Here is a 13589-nt window from a genome sequence, read left to right on the forward strand (position 1 = left end):
TCGTTACCCGGCATGGGCACCTCCCAGCGACTGCGTAGCCGTTCGCTCGTCGACCCGCGCTTGGCGCCAGACCACCAGCGCCGCCACCACCGTGAGCGCCGCCGCCAGCCCGAAGCAAAAGTCATAGCCCAGGTGCTGGGCCAGCCAGCCACCGGCCACGCCGCCCGCCATCGCCAGCAGCGCGTCGGCGCTCTGGAACACCGTGAAATCCAGCCCGGCCTGCAGTGGCGAGGTCAGCCCCATCAACGCCGAGTACAACGCCACCCACAGGCCACCCAGTATCATGAACATCAGGCCGACCAGCACGATAAGCAGCGTCAGCGATGCCGCCGGCGCGGCCAGGGCCAAAGCCAGCAGCACGCAGGTCTTGAGGCCGACCGCCATCCACACCGCACGCCAGCCAGGCGCGCAGCGCACCAGCACGCCTCCCAGAACCACGCCGGTCAGCCCCGCGCCGACGTATAGCGAACCGAACAACCAGCCCAACTGTTCGACCGTCATACCGCGATCCAGCAGGAAAGGGCCGAACATGCCAAATGTCAGGCGCACCCCGGCGCTGGACAGCAACAGCAGCAACAGACCATGGCGCACCTGCGGCCGGCGCAGCGCATGCAGCAGGCTGGGGCGGTGATCGACGGCCAGCGCCCGGTCGCGCGGCGGCTCGCGCAGCAGCAACATCGGCAGGCCCAGCAGCACGACGGCCAAGCCTGCCGCCATCAGTGCCAGCGGCCAACCATATTGCCCGGCCACCAGCAAAAAGCCGCCCGCGCCCAGCATGGCCCCCACATAACTGCCGCCGACCTGCGCCACATTGCCCCAGCCGCGCCGGTTCATGGCCAATTGATCGACCACGAACCCGTCGCACGCCACATCGGCCGTTGCGGCCGCCAGGGCCGCCAGCAGCAGCACGCCCAGTATCCAGCCCGCATGCCCACTCAGCGACAGCTGCCCGGCCAGGCTCGCCAACCCCAGCAGGAACAGGATCGCGGCCATCAGCCATTGGCCCGTCAGGATCAGGATGCGTGAACGCCGCTCCAGCCTGCCTGCCGGCAAACGCCAGCGCTCCACCAGCGGCGACCACAGAAAGCGTATGCCCCAGGGCACCCACAGCAGCGCGGTCAGCCCGATCAACTGCAGCGAGGCACCTTCGCTGCGCAGCAGCGTGGGCAGGGCCTGCGTGATCAGGGCAGTGATGAGGGTCTGGGTGATGTAGACCCCGGCAACGGCTGGCAACAGATGGCGCAGCTTCAAGGACGCGACCGACGAAGAAGCGATCGTATTCATCTATTCCAACTCTCCATATGCAAAACACAGGCGCGAAACGGCAAACAGCGCAGCACCCCGCGGCCGCAGAGCCGCAGAAGAACACCGTGCAACAAGTTGCGGCGTCTCAAGCCCAATGTTCTGGAACGGGGCTACCGTCTTCAGTCATTAAAGCCACTGAGGACAAAGCAATAAAACGCTGGTATAAGCCGTAATGCAAATGAGACGTGTTTCAATGTAAGATGAGCATAACGCCTCAAACAGGGGAATGATTGCGTAGATTCGGCGCGCTGGCTCCCGCTTTACGGACAGAACTTGTCTATTACGGAAAATTTTTATGGCTGCGGACATCCCGATCAGGAGAGTGAGCGAACGCGCGAAGCATGACCCCGCCCGGATGCTGGACAGCATGCTGCTGGACATTCCTGAAGACTGGCGCAACACCATGCAGTTGGACCGCCCGTTAGAAGGCGTGAACATCTGCTGCATGCATGGGCGGCCCAACTCTCAGTGGGCGTTCGAGGCCCAGGGAGGGCCTTCGCTGTCGATGAGCATCCTGCTCGAAGGCCAGATGGAAGCCGCCATCAAGGACGGCAGCGAGTTTCGCCTGCGGTCCGGACAGGCCGTGCTGATGGCCATCGGCCAGCAGGTCAGCGGCTGGGACGTGTTCTCGGCCGAGCGCGATTTCCGCATGGTCAACATCAACCTCACCCGCGAGGCGCTGCTGGGCATGACCGGCCTGCAGATAGAAGACATACTCCAGTGCATGCGCTGCGCGGGCAGCGGCAGCATGCCGCACGTCGATGTCAGCATGGCCGCGATGCCGGTCTTCAACGCGCTCGAGCGCGTGGCCGGCGAAATCAGCCATTGCCGCTACCTCGACTGCCGGGCCCGCAATGTGTTCCTGTGCGCCAAAGTGACCGAAGCCATTGCAGTCCTCATGTGCAGGAGTGGGCGCGAGCATGGCAGTGCCGCCACGCTCAGGGCCGTGCCGTCGGACAGGCCGCACCTAGTGCGTGCGCGCAACCTGCTCGAAAGCAAGTACAGCGAGCCATGGAGCGTGCCGACCCTGGCGCAGGCCGTGGGCCTGAACGAAAAACGGCTGCAGGCCGGCTTCCAGGCGCTGTACGGCTTGACGGTGCACGAATGCCTCACCCGCATCCGTCTGGATGCCGCGCTGGCTATGCTCGTGCACGGCGTCTCCGTCACCGACACGGCCCAGGCCGTAGGCTTTGCCAATGTCAGCCACTTCAGCAAGGTCTTTCGCAACAACATCGGCGCCTCGCCCAAACACTGGCTGCTCGAATACCGGGCAACCGATTGAGCGCAACTGGTGCCGTCGGGCCGCGTGGTGCCCGGCGGTGAAGATACGGTTTCGACAACCTGAACAGGAGCAGACCATGTCCGACACCCCTGCCGCGTCCCAGGACGCCTACACCCAATCCGCCGAGTGGTACGACATACTTTCCGCGCAGCACTGGCGGGCACGGAACGACTCGATGCTGCAAACGCTGCGAGCGGCCCGGCCCGACGCGCAACTGGTGATAGATGTAGGTTCCGGCACCGGCGTGGCGCTGCCGCTCATCGCACAGGCCTATCCGCAGGCAGACATCCACGCCATCGAACCCTCGGCCTCAATGCGCATCGGCTTGATGACCCGCATCCTGGCCGATGCGCACTTGCGCCGCCAGGTCACCGTGCATCCGCACGGCATTGCCGATGCCACGCTGCCCAGCGGCATCGACGTGGCGCTGATCTGCGGCTGCGTCGGCTTCTTCGACGAGGCCACCCGAAAGGCACTCTGGCCGCGCCTGGCCGCCGCGCTGGCACCGGGAGGCGTCGTCCTGGTCGATGTGATGCCGCTGGACAAGCCGCAGCCGGTACCTGAATCGCGGGTGGCCAGCTCCGACGTCGGGCGGCACCGCTACGACATCTGGCTCAGCGGCCAGCCCGTCGAGCAAGAGCCGGAGCTGATTCGCTGGCACATGCGCTTCGAGCAGCACGACGGCGAGACGCAGATCCGCAGCGTGCCGATCCAGCGCGACTGGCGGGCCTTCGGCCTCGACAAGATCATCGATGAAGCCGCTGGGGCAGGCTTCGCATCCGAACGCCTGACCAACAGCCCCGTGCCGGCCGCCCTGCTGCACCTGCGCTGATGCCGCCCTTGTCTAGAGCCATTGAGCCGAACCGCTAGCCCCAGTATCTTGACTGGGGTGCGCACCGTCCACCCTGCGGGGGCTCACCGAACGGCGCTTCCCACGCCGCCGCGGGATATTGGCTATCGACCGATATCCCGCTGGGGCCGCTCACTGCGGCCGCTTCTTCACCGGTTTTCCCGCCTGTCGCAGCCCGGCCACTCGTGCCTGGCCCTGAGCCTGCACGCATCTGTGCAAAAAATATTCCGTAATAGACAACTCCGGGCCGTAATGTGGTAGCCGCCCCGGAAGCTATTTCCTAGCATTGCATTCGCAGGATTGGAATTGTGCAGATTCGAACAGCCAATGATGGACGGCTGGATTCGAAAGCGTGGCTTTGCGTCAACGCTTTACCTGCGAACCCGATCATCAGTCCGGCTCACCCCTCCCCACGACTGTTGTGCCTGGAGGGGTAAAAACCGCCTTGTTATCGTAACGATTATCATTATCAATAAGAGATGGATCACTATTACGAGGTAGCACTAAGCATGCAGCATTTAGGGAAAGACCAAACGGGGGTGCCAGGAGGCCTCGCTTACAGTCGACTATGCGTCGCCGTCATGCTGGCGCTGGGCGGCCAGGCCGCGCTGGCCCAAAGCGCAGTACCGTCCTCAACCGACGCCATCAGCGAACACGAATCTGCCAGCGATCCGGTAAACGAGCTGGGCACGATTACCGTCATCGGCGTCGCCGCAGAAGAAGAAAAGAAGATCGGCAATACCACCGGGGCCAGCAAGGAGGACGTCGAGCGGCGCGGTGCCAGCCACATGAGTGATCTGATCGACCAGATCTCGGGTACGTCCGTCAACAGCCTGTATGCCAGACCGGAAGTCTCTGTTGGTGTGCAGGGCATTGCCGGGCATGGCCGTGTTTCGCAATCCTTGGAAGGCATTACCCAGAACTTTCACGCCTTTACCAGAGACATCGGACAGACCGGCTCCATCTTCGTCGAGCCCCAATTCCTGAAATCCATCGACGTGACCCGAGGCGTTTATACCAGCACCGGTACCCTGGGCAGTCTGGGCGGTTCTGTCGACTTCCGTTATCTGGATGTGGATGACATCTTGCTCCCAGACAGAAGTTTCGGAGGGATGGTTCGAGGCTCTACCGGATTCAGTAAATACAAGAATGGACAAAAACCATCTGGCTCATTCTTTCTGGGCGGAAGGAATGAACGCTGGGATGTGATGCTGGGCGCATCCGATAGCGAGAACGAAGCATATCGTATTGGTAGCCATTTCGATGAAGGCGATATGCTGAAGTATTTTCACGCTTCAAATCTGCAATTTTATCAACCAGGCAGCGGAATCGACCCTAGCAATAACCTTGGAGGAGATTGCCGGTACAACTATGTTTTAGGTATCGACGGTGGTAGCGGTGGCAGGAGTGGCCTGAGAAACTGCCAGCTTTCCCCCGAAAGATTGAAGCAACTCCAGCAAGCAGCCAAATCCGGCGCTTTAGGAGGAACCGAGAAAAAGGCGGACTCGCAGATGTTGCGCGTGCGTCATTACTTCAACGATGACTACGACCAGAGTCTGGAGCTGTTCGCAACTGCCAGTCATGCGAAGTTCCAGACAGACCAGGAGCCAAGCGTATGGTTGCCGTTGGATGGCAGTGATGCCTACTGGAACGGTCGCCCTTGGCACATAGGGTCCGAACTGGACAATCGCGTGATCAGCTTGAAATATCAGGGCTATTTTTCGGGTCTGATCAATCCCCAGGTACAAGTTTATCGCGAATCACAGGATAGAAAACAGCGCTGGAAAGGTATTCCGGGAACCGAGGCTGTCGGACAGGACTTGCATTACTTCATTGATAACAATTCCACCGGAATAAAGTTGAGCAATGCCAGTCATTTTTCCGCGCCAAAGGTAGGCCCTTTGCGCCTGGACGCTGCGCTCGAGCTACGTCGAACCGACAAGGATGTCAACAACTTCTCTGAAGATGAGTGGCTCAGGATAGAAAGAGAAAAACAAGGATTGGGATGGAACGCGCAAGATTGGGATCCTAGCTCTCGCAATACTACCTATGGCATCGCCTTGAATCTCAGTACTGAAAGTGATGGCCCATGGCAAACCAGCGTCGGCGTGGGTTGGCAGCGCGTCAAGATGGATGTCTTCTCACCGAGATTCCGGGTCGGCAACGTTGCAAAGGCAGGCATCTTGCCAAGTGGGGCATCATTAATACAACGTTATCGAAGCCAAGGATATTCAGTCCGTGAGGCTCGGCAAATGGCTCAAGTGGAACTAGCAGAGCTGTCAAAATACTTCAAGATAGATCCTAATTCGGACAATGGATACAACCGCACCATTACCGATGATCAGGAACATAGTTTTAATTTGAAATCCGCTAGTTTCGGATTGCAGTACACCAAGCCAGGCACGGGCCTGACTGCTTATGGATCAATTGGTTACAGTGAACGTGCACCGACCAGCAATGAGATGTATACGTCCGGCGCTTGGTTGAAGCAATCGTTTCTTGCCAATCCTCATCTGCAACCGGAAAAAAATCTTTCCCTGCAGCTCGGCGTAAATTACCAACACTCTGCTTGGCTAACGCCGTCAGACGAGTTGAGTATTGGAGTCGGCTATTACCGAAACCGGATCCGCAACTATATTGGCTATGGCCCTATCTGGATCGAAAATGATGGTATCCAAAATGGCAGTGGATCTATGGGCTCGGCCATGGCCAATGTCAACAACCTTGAAACCGTCATCCGTCACGGCTTTGAACTTAATCTAGCATATCGCCAACCGCTGTTCTATGTGCGCGGCAATCTGACCGTTCCACTGCGTCACGACAACAAAATGTGCAGCTACCGATCTCCGAGCGGCAATAGCTACTATGTGACGACCGATACCGACGGCAATACGGTTTATTCCCCGACAGGTCATGGCGGAAGCCAATGTTACTCGGGTTGGAATTGGATGGAAACCAGCCTGATTGATCCAATTCGCGCAAGCATGACTGCTGCATTAACTCCCTACGGTGGAAAGCTGGAAGTGGGCGGCACCCTGCATTTCCGAGGCAAACAGCGCGCTGCTTACTATTATGTTGAAAGTGCTCAGACAGGTGCTGGCAGCTATGACCCCAGAAATAATTCTTCGGGACCATTGCCGAATGGTGATGGCTGGGTCGAGGCATATCTCTGGCCCAAGACGATCAAGGTGGATTTGTTCGCCAATTATCGCTTCAACGACCAGTTGAAGGTTGGTGTATATCTCGCCAATCTCACCGACGAATTCGATGGCGTTCCGACATCCTTCGGATACAACTTCTATCCCGGCCGCACGATAACGGCCAATCTGGAATACCGATTCTAAGTTTCCGCTGCGTCATCCGTTGGGGGTGAAGCAACTGGTGCCGGGGTGGCGGCCGGCATGCAAGCAAGGAGAAGACTCATGTCTTTGCAAACTGCGATAACCGACTGGCGTGATATCTACGATGAAACGGGGATTGGTCAAAACGATCCCGACTACATCGGCTCCATTCGTGATGTGAATGGGGTTTTCCACACTGGTGTCGGTATTTATCAACCTGGCACCAATCAGATCTACGACTTCAACTGGTATGCCGGTCAGGGCGTGGATTACGCCAATCCGTCGCTCGGTGGCGGTAAGTTCCTCGTGGAATCCAGCGCGGGCTTCTCGTGGAATACGATCGATCAAAACAGCAATGGTCTTTACGAGTTCGTGACCTCCGGGAATCTGAACACTCTGTACCTGGGCGATACCCCGAGTGGCGACACTGGTCCGGCTCCGGCTTCCGGGACGTTGACGACCTTCAACGCTGGTCTGCCGCTACTGGTGGTCAACGGCTTTAACACCGCAGTGAATGCCGTGGCGGCCAGCCAGTTCGGCGTAGCCAATGGCAACAGCGCCATCAGCGTTTCTGCAACGGCTGCCGACGGCACTGCGCTGTCCAGCATCCTGGCCAACGCCAACCTGTATGAAACGGCCACGCTGAACTCCACCATTCTGTACAGCCTGGCGTTCGACAAGACGAACACCCAGGCCTTCGAATGGGTGCTCGACAAGTACCTGGAGTCGCAAGGTTCGGATATCACCGATTCGTTCGAGGATATCCAAACTGCGCTTTCCGGAACGGGCGTGTCGATCGAGTACTACGACGAGGCCGGTGACTACGCCTCGGGTGGGGTGATCACCTCTGCGTCCTTCGCTGCAGTGGCGGAAGTGGACAGCGACCTCCTGCTGGCCGCGTAAGCGACCATTCCAGAAGTGCATGGAGGTCTATCGGAAAGACGGTGGTGATTTTCTGACGGGAAGAGCCACCGCCTGACCGGGGCAGTACCGGGGCCTGGTGCGTTTTGGCCAGGCTCCGTTTCCGGAAGCCGTCAATTCTAGCGGTTTGCGGAAAAACCTGCAAAAGCAACTTGCAGGCAGATTTTCGGCTTCCCCGCCTTTGTGGGGAGGGGGTTTCTTTTTTCCGTAAAAAGGGCTGGTGATGTGATGACGGCGGGCAAATCCCGGCCGGCAGAGGGCGCGCGCGGCGAATTGGCCGGTGCTCTGCTGACCTACAAGCGCAGTTTCGTACACATTGGCGTGTTCTCGGGCGTCATCAATATCCTGATGCTGGCCCCGGCGCTGTACATGCTGCAAGTGTATGACCGGGTGCTGGCCTCCGGCAACGAAATGACCTTGCTGATGCTCACGGTCATGCTGCTGGGCATGTACGCCTTCATGGGCGGGCTGGAATGGGTGCGCTCGCTGGTGGTGCTGCGCCTGGGCACGGGCTTCGACCGCAAGCTGTCGCCGCGCATCTACGACGCCGCCTTCAGAGCCAATCTCAAGACCGGCAAGCTCAATGCCGCCCAGCCGCTGGAAGACTTGCAGCAGCTGCGCCAGTTCGCCACCGGGCAGTCGCTGTTCGCGCTGTTCGATGCGCCGTGGTTCCCGGTGTATGTGCTGGTGATGTTCTGGTTCCACCCGGCGCTGGGCTGGTTCGCCCTGGGCGGCACGGCGCTCTTGATGCTGGTGGGCTGGATCAACGAACGGGTCAGCCGCCCGCACCTGCAGAAGGCCGGCGAACTGGCGATCGCCTCGCGCCGCGATGCCGGGGCCAACCTGCGCAACGCGGAAGTCATCGCCGGCATGGGCATGCTGGCCAACCTGCGTCGCCGCTGGGCCGAGCAGCATCTGGCCTACGTGCGCGAGCAGAACCTGGCCGGCGCGCGTATGGCGAAGATCCAGGGCTGGAGCAAGGCACTGCGCATGGCGGTGCAATCGCTGGCGCTGGGCCTGGGGGCCTGGCTGGTGCTGGAAAACCAGATGACGGCGGGCATGATGATTGCCGGCTCCATCCTGCTGGGCCGCGCCCTGGCCCCTATCGACCAGATCATTGGCGCATCCCGTCAATGGACGCAGGTGAAGGAAGCCGAGCGGCGCCTGAGCCAGTTGCTTGGTGACTTCCCGCCGCTGGCCAAGGGCATGGACTTCCCCCGGCCCGCCGGCCACCTGGCGGTGGAGCAGTTGCTGGCCGCCCCGCCCAGCCAGACACAGCCGGTGCTGCACGGCATCAACTTCAAGCTGGCCGCTGGCGAGACCCTGGTGGTGATCGGCCCCTCGGGCGCGGGCAAGACCACACTGGCCCGCTGCCTGGTCAACGCCTGGCCGCCGCTGCGCGGCAAGGTGCGGCTGGACAGCGCCCCGCTCGACCAATGGCGGCCAGAAGCGCTGGGCGCGCTGATTGGCTACCTGCCGCAGGACGTGCAGTTGTTCGCCGGCACCGTTGCCGAGAACATCGCCCGTTTCGGTGAGGTAAACGAGGCCAAGGTGATCGCCGCCGCGCAGATGGCCGGCGTGCATGAGTTGATCCTGCAACTGCCCGAGGGCTACCAGACCCGCCTGGGGGAAAACGGCGTGGGTCTGTCTGGCGGCCAGCGCCAGCGCGTGGGCCTGGCACGCGCCCTGTACGGGGAGCCGTGCCTGGTGGTGCTGGACGAACCCAACGCCAACCTCGACGAAGCCGGCGACGCCATGCTGGCCGAGGCCATTGGACGCATCAAGCGGGCCGGCATCACGCTGGTGCTGATAACGCACAAGCCCAACATCCTCAAGCAGGCCGACAAGCTGTTGATCTTGCACGCCGGCGCCCAGGCTGACTTCGGCCCGCTGACCGAGGTGATGCAGCGCATGCAGCGTAGCGCCCCGCCTCGTCCGCAGCAATCGCCGCCACCGCCACAGCCGCAAGGCCGGGTGATGCCGCTGCCCACCTACGGCGCGGCCATGAACTTCGCACAGCGCAAGGAGGGCGCATGAACATGCGCCCGCGGCTAAAGCAGATTTCAGGCTTCGCCAACCGCTTGCAGGGCAGCAGTGACCAGCGCCGGGGCGATGCGGTAGCCATGATCCTGCATCTGGCGCAGCAACGGGGCCAAGTGGTTGACGTGGCCCAGCCGGTGCGCCTGTACCAGAACGCCCAGAACGCCAAACAGCGGCAAGCCAAAACTGCGTGCCACCGCACGGCCCCGGCGTTCGTCCATCAACAGGCTGCATTGCAGCGCATGGGCCAGGCTGATGGCCTGGGATTCACCCTCATCCAGACCGATGATGCTTTGCCTGTAGATGGCATCGTTTCGATCCGGGTGTATCTGCGCATGGTGTTGGGCAAATTCGGCAATGGCCTGAGCGCCGGGGCGGGACAGGTCGCCGGAGGTTTCCCGCAAGACGGTTTGCGGCAGATGCACCGTGCTGAACACTTCAGTGAGCAGCACCAGTTGCCCGCAGCCTGCCAGGGCGATCAAGGGGCCGGCATCGGCCACGACGATGGGGCGCATGGGTCAGTTCTGCGCTTGGCCTGCCGCATCGAACCCGGCCAGTTCGTCCGCCAGTTCAGCCGGATCGTAGTCAACCACGGCAATGCCCTGGCGGCTGATGTAGGCCAGAAACTCGGGATGCTGCATGCCTGCCAGTTTGGCCGCTTTGCCCGCGCTCAGATCGCCGCTCTGAAACAGGCGGGTCGCCAATGCCACATGCACCCCGGCGCGCAGCAATTCTTCGGTAAAGGGAACGCCGACAAACAACGGCTGCCCGTGCCGGGTGACGAGCGAAAGCTCACCTTGCTCGGCGATCCGGCTGAGGTCGCCCGAGCGTTCGCGCAGTTCGCGGATGCTGAATGTTTGCATGGCATGAGCCTCCATTTGTGTACACACATTGTAGATCAAAAGTTCAGGCAGTTAAAAGAGACATACCAAGGAAATAGCCATGAGTGTGGAATTGAGCATCGACGCCAAGGACGACTTGCTGTCGGTGGATGACCGCCACTACGTGCGCGTGGGCTGGCTGATCGTGCTGGTGGGCGTGATGGGCTTTCTCGGCTGGGCCATGCTGGCACCGCTGGATGCGGGGGTGCCGGTGGAGGCCAAGGTGGTGGTCAGCGGCAACCGCAAGGCAGTGCAGCCGGTTGCCGGGGGCAAGGTGCAAAGCATCCTGGTGACCGAAGGCCAGCGGGTGAAGGCCGGCCAGGTGCTGGTGGTACTGGAACCCAACGTGGCGGCCAACCAGCTCGATTCGCTGCAGTTCCAGTTTCTCAGCAGCCTGGCAACGGAAAACCGCCTGATGGCGGAACGCGACGGGGCGGCGCAGATCGCCTTCGACGAGCACCTGCTGCGGGCCGAACGCGAGGGCCACCAGCAGGCGGCGGAGATCATCCAGGCGCAGCGGCAACTGTTCGACAGCCGCCGCAGCGCCCAGCGCGCCACGCTGGATGGGCTGGAGGCGACCTTGCGCGGGCTGCGCGAGCAACGCGACAGCCTGCAACGCATCCTGCAATCGCGCCGCAGCCAGCGCGAGACCTTCGAGCGGCAACTGGCGGGCCAGCGTTCGCTGGCCGACGAAGGCCTGCTGGCGCGCAACCGCCTGCTGGAGTCCGAACGCCAGTACCTGCAACTGGCCGGTTCGCTGGCCGACGACCAGGGGCGCCTGGCGCAGTTGCAGGGCCAGGTGCAGGAATACGAGCTGCGCCTGATCCAGCAGCGCGAGGACTACCAGAAGGAACTGCGCTCGGCCCTGGCCGAGACCCGCACGCGCACGGCGGACCTGCGCTCGCGCCTGGACAGCGCGCAGTACGAAGTGAACAACATGCAGATCGTCGCCCCCACCGAGGGCATCGTGGCGGGGCTGGCGGTGTTCACCCAGGGCGGGGTGGTCAGCGCGGGCGAGACGCTGATGGACATCGTGCCACTCGATCAGCCGCTGATGGTGCAAGGCAAGCTGCCCGTGCAGAACGTGGACAAGGTGCAGGCCGGCCAGCCGGTGGAGCTGGAGTTCATGGCCTTCAACCGCGCCTCCACGCCCAAGCTGCCGGGCACGGTCAAGACGGTTTCCGCCGACCGCCTGGAAGACGAACAGGGCATGCCCTATTACCACGTCGAGATCGCGGTGGATGACCTGAAGGGCCGCGAGGTGCAGCCGGGCTTGCAGTTGCAGCCGGGCATGCCGGTGACGGCTTTCGTCAAGACCGGTGAGCGCACCTTGATGAGCTACCTGCTCAAGCCGCTGCGCGACCGTGCCCGCCTGGCGCTGACGGAGGAGTGAATGGGCTGGCGAACTTCTCCACTGACACGCATCGCCTCGCTGTATGGCCACCTGTCCGTCCGCTTCCCGCGGCGCGGATTCCTAGCCGGCAAAGGCCGGTACCTGATCTCCATCGCCACGGTTGTGGTGGCGCTCGCGCCCGATGCCGTGCCGACCGCCCATGCGCAGACGGAATTGGCGTTCCCGCCGATGCTGACGCAGCCGGCCGCTTCTGCCGCTGCCACCACGGCGGCGCCGGCCCAAGCGGTGCGCCCCAGCCAGTCGGGCACGCTCGACCTGACGCAGGCCTATGAGCGCATGCTGCTCAACGACCCGCAGGTGCGCGCGGCCAGCGCCGCGCTCGCCGCCGGGCGTGACGCCGGCAACATCGCTCGCGCCGCACTGCTGCCACAGGCCTCGATCAACTACCTGCGCAACCGCACCAGCCAGACCGAGTATTACGACAGCACGACGGCCGGACAGCAGAGCGTCGACTACCGCTACTTCGGCCGCCGTGCGGGCCTGACCATCGAACAGACGCTGTTCGACTATTCCGCCATCAGCACCTACCGCATGGGCAAGACCCAGGCCGAGTACGCCGAGGTGCAGTACCGGCTGCAACTGCAACAACAGGCCGTGGCGCTGATCGACGCCTATCTGAACGCGCTGCTGGCGCGTGATTCGCTGGATCTGGCCCGGCACCAGTTGCGGGCGTACCAGGACATGCTGCGCGGCAACGAACGCATGATGGCCCAGGGCGAAGGCACGCGCATCGACATCCTAGAAACCCGCAGCCAGGTGAGCGCCACGCAGTCGGAGCTGGTGAGCTACGAGAACGACCTGGCGGACCGGCTGCGCGAATTGTCCGCGCTGCTGGGGCAGCCGGTTCACGCAGGCGAGCTGCTGGCCATCGACCAGCAGGCCATGCTTGCGCCGCTGCCCGACGGCGAGCTGGAGCGGCTGCTGGCCGATTCCCGCGAGCAGAACCCGGAGGTCCAGGCCGCGCGCCTGGCGGTGCGCTACAACGACCTCACGGTGGAGCGCGAGAAAGGCCAGTTCATGCCGCGCGTGTCGCTGTACGCGGCGCACGAGCGCATCGTCTCGGATACCGTCAACAACCGCGGCCGGGACTACAAGACCAACACCATCGGCCTGCAGGTCACCATCCCGCTGTTCAGCGGCGGCTCCAGCTACTACAGCACGCGCCAGGCCTACAACCGGCTGGAACAGGCGCGCTACGAACTCGAACACACCGCCAACACCACCATCACCACGCTGGAGCAGTACTACCGCGTGTTCAGCACCAGCGCCGAGCGCATACGCACCTTGCGCCAGAACGTGAGCGACGCCACGGCGCTGGTGGACGCCATGCGCAAGAGCGTGGCCGGCGGGGAACGCACCAACACCGATGCCTTGCAGGCCGAACGCCAGTCCTACCAGGCCCGGCAGGCCTTGCTGCGCACCTACGTGGAATGGTTCCAGGCCTACGCCAAGTTGCAGTTCTACGCCGGCAGGTTCTCGGAAGAAGACGTGCTGGTGCTCAACCGGCATTTGCTGGCGGAGGTTCGATAAGGGGCCTGGGTGATGCGCCCAGGCG

10 protein-coding genes are annotated in these 13589 nt (G+C 62.2%); 7 read left to right on the top strand and 3 right to left on the bottom strand.

Annotated features, from left to right (window positions below; genetic code table 11):
* Nucleotides 1–3: 3 nt before the first annotated feature.
* Complete coding sequence (locus AT699_RS05850) at nucleotides 4–1284, bottom strand: MFS transporter (RefSeq protein ID WP_024067965.1); 1281 nt, start codon at nucleotides 1282–1284, stop codon at nucleotides 4–6.
* Nucleotides 1285–1600: 316 nt separating this feature from the next.
* Between AT699_RS05850 and AT699_RS05855 the strand changes: the two genes are divergently transcribed.
* The 5 genes from AT699_RS05855 to AT699_RS05880 all read left to right on the top strand — a co-directional run bounded on the left by AT699_RS05855 (nucleotide 1601) and on the right by AT699_RS05880 (nucleotide 9736).
* Complete coding sequence (locus AT699_RS05855) at nucleotides 1601–2587, top strand: helix-turn-helix transcriptional regulator (RefSeq protein WP_081247760.1); 987 nt, start codon at nucleotides 1601–1603, stop codon at nucleotides 2585–2587.
* A 76-nt stretch (nucleotides 2588–2663) separates the two neighbouring features.
* Nucleotides 2664–3419 carry a class I SAM-dependent methyltransferase gene (locus AT699_RS05860; RefSeq protein ID WP_158646886.1) on the top strand — a complete coding sequence of 252 codons (756 nt, stop codon included), beginning with the start codon at nucleotides 2664–2666 and terminating at the stop codon, nucleotides 3417–3419.
* A gap of 497 nt (nucleotides 3420–3916) precedes the next feature.
* Nucleotides 3917–6781 (top strand): TonB-dependent receptor domain-containing protein, encoded by a 2865-nt coding sequence (locus tag AT699_RS31450; RefSeq protein ID WP_155523065.1) that lies wholly within the window; start codon nucleotides 3917–3919, stop codon nucleotides 6779–6781.
* A gap of 78 nt (nucleotides 6782–6859) precedes the next feature.
* Nucleotides 6860–7681: a hypothetical protein gene (locus AT699_RS05875; protein WP_024067969.1), complete on the top strand. Its 822-nt coding sequence runs from the start codon at nucleotides 6860–6862 to the stop codon at nucleotides 7679–7681.
* A gap of 246 nt (nucleotides 7682–7927) precedes the next feature.
* Nucleotides 7928–9736 (top strand): type I secretion system permease/ATPase, encoded by a 1809-nt coding sequence (locus AT699_RS05880; RefSeq protein WP_081247761.1) that lies wholly within the window; start codon nucleotides 7928–7930, stop codon nucleotides 9734–9736.
* Nucleotides 9737–9762: 26 nt separating this feature from the next.
* Here the strand turns inward: AT699_RS05880 and AT699_RS05885 are convergent, their stop codons facing one another.
* Nucleotides 9763–10254, bottom strand: coding sequence for a DUF3368 domain-containing protein (locus AT699_RS05885; RefSeq protein ID WP_024067972.1), 492 nt, complete (start codon nucleotides 10252–10254; stop codon nucleotides 9763–9765).
* A 3-nt stretch (nucleotides 10255–10257) separates the two neighbouring features.
* The gene (locus AT699_RS05890) at nucleotides 10258–10602 is read right to left on the bottom strand and encodes a UPF0175 family protein (protein WP_024067973.1); all 345 of its coding nucleotides are present in this window, start codon (nucleotides 10600–10602) and stop codon (nucleotides 10258–10260) included.
* A 79-nt stretch (nucleotides 10603–10681) separates the two neighbouring features.
* Here AT699_RS05890 and AT699_RS05895 point away from each other — a divergent pair, with 79 nt between their 5' ends.
* Together AT699_RS05895 and AT699_RS05900 are read left to right on the top strand one after the other, a co-directional pair.
* Nucleotides 10682–12013 carry an HlyD family type I secretion periplasmic adaptor subunit gene (locus AT699_RS05895; protein ID WP_024067974.1) on the top strand — a complete coding sequence of 444 codons (1332 nt, stop codon included), beginning with the start codon at nucleotides 10682–10684 and terminating at the stop codon, nucleotides 12011–12013.
* Nucleotides 12014–13564 carry a TolC family outer membrane protein gene (locus AT699_RS05900; RefSeq protein ID WP_024067975.1) on the top strand — a complete coding sequence of 517 codons (1551 nt, stop codon included), beginning with the start codon at nucleotides 12014–12016 and terminating at the stop codon, nucleotides 13562–13564. It begins immediately after the preceding gene.
* Nucleotides 13565–13589: the final 25 nt, after the last annotated feature.

This window comes from Achromobacter xylosoxidans, from assembly GCF_001457475.1.
Classification (GTDB): Bacteria; Pseudomonadota; Gammaproteobacteria; order Burkholderiales; family Burkholderiaceae_B; genus Achromobacter; species Achromobacter xylosoxidans.

Coding starts and splice junctions, on each gene's coding strand:
- AT699_RS05850 (WP_024067965.1), bottom strand. CDS start 1,284: ATGAATACGATCGCTTCTTCGTCGGTCGCGTCCTTGAAGCTGCGCCAT.
- AT699_RS05855 (WP_081247760.1), top strand. CDS start 1,601: ATGGCTGCGGACATCCCGATCAGGAGAGTGAGCGAACGCGCGAAGCAT.
- AT699_RS05860 (WP_158646886.1), top strand. CDS start 2,664: ATGTCCGACACCCCTGCCGCGTCCCAGGACGCCTACACCCAATCCGCC.
- AT699_RS31450 (WP_155523065.1), top strand. CDS start 3,917: ATGGATCACTATTACGAGGTAGCACTAAGCATGCAGCATTTAGGGAAA.
- AT699_RS05875 (WP_024067969.1), top strand. CDS start 6,860: ATGTCTTTGCAAACTGCGATAACCGACTGGCGTGATATCTACGATGAA.
- AT699_RS05880 (WP_081247761.1), top strand. CDS start 7,928: ATGACGGCGGGCAAATCCCGGCCGGCAGAGGGCGCGCGCGGCGAATTG.
- AT699_RS05885 (WP_024067972.1), bottom strand. CDS start 10,254: ATGCGCCCCATCGTCGTGGCCGATGCCGGCCCCTTGATCGCCCTGGCA.
- AT699_RS05890 (WP_024067973.1), bottom strand. CDS start 10,602: ATGCAAACATTCAGCATCCGCGAACTGCGCGAACGCTCGGGCGACCTC.
- AT699_RS05895 (WP_024067974.1), top strand. CDS start 10,682: ATGAGTGTGGAATTGAGCATCGACGCCAAGGACGACTTGCTGTCGGTG.
- AT699_RS05900 (WP_024067975.1), top strand. CDS start 12,014: ATGGGCTGGCGAACTTCTCCACTGACACGCATCGCCTCGCTGTATGGC.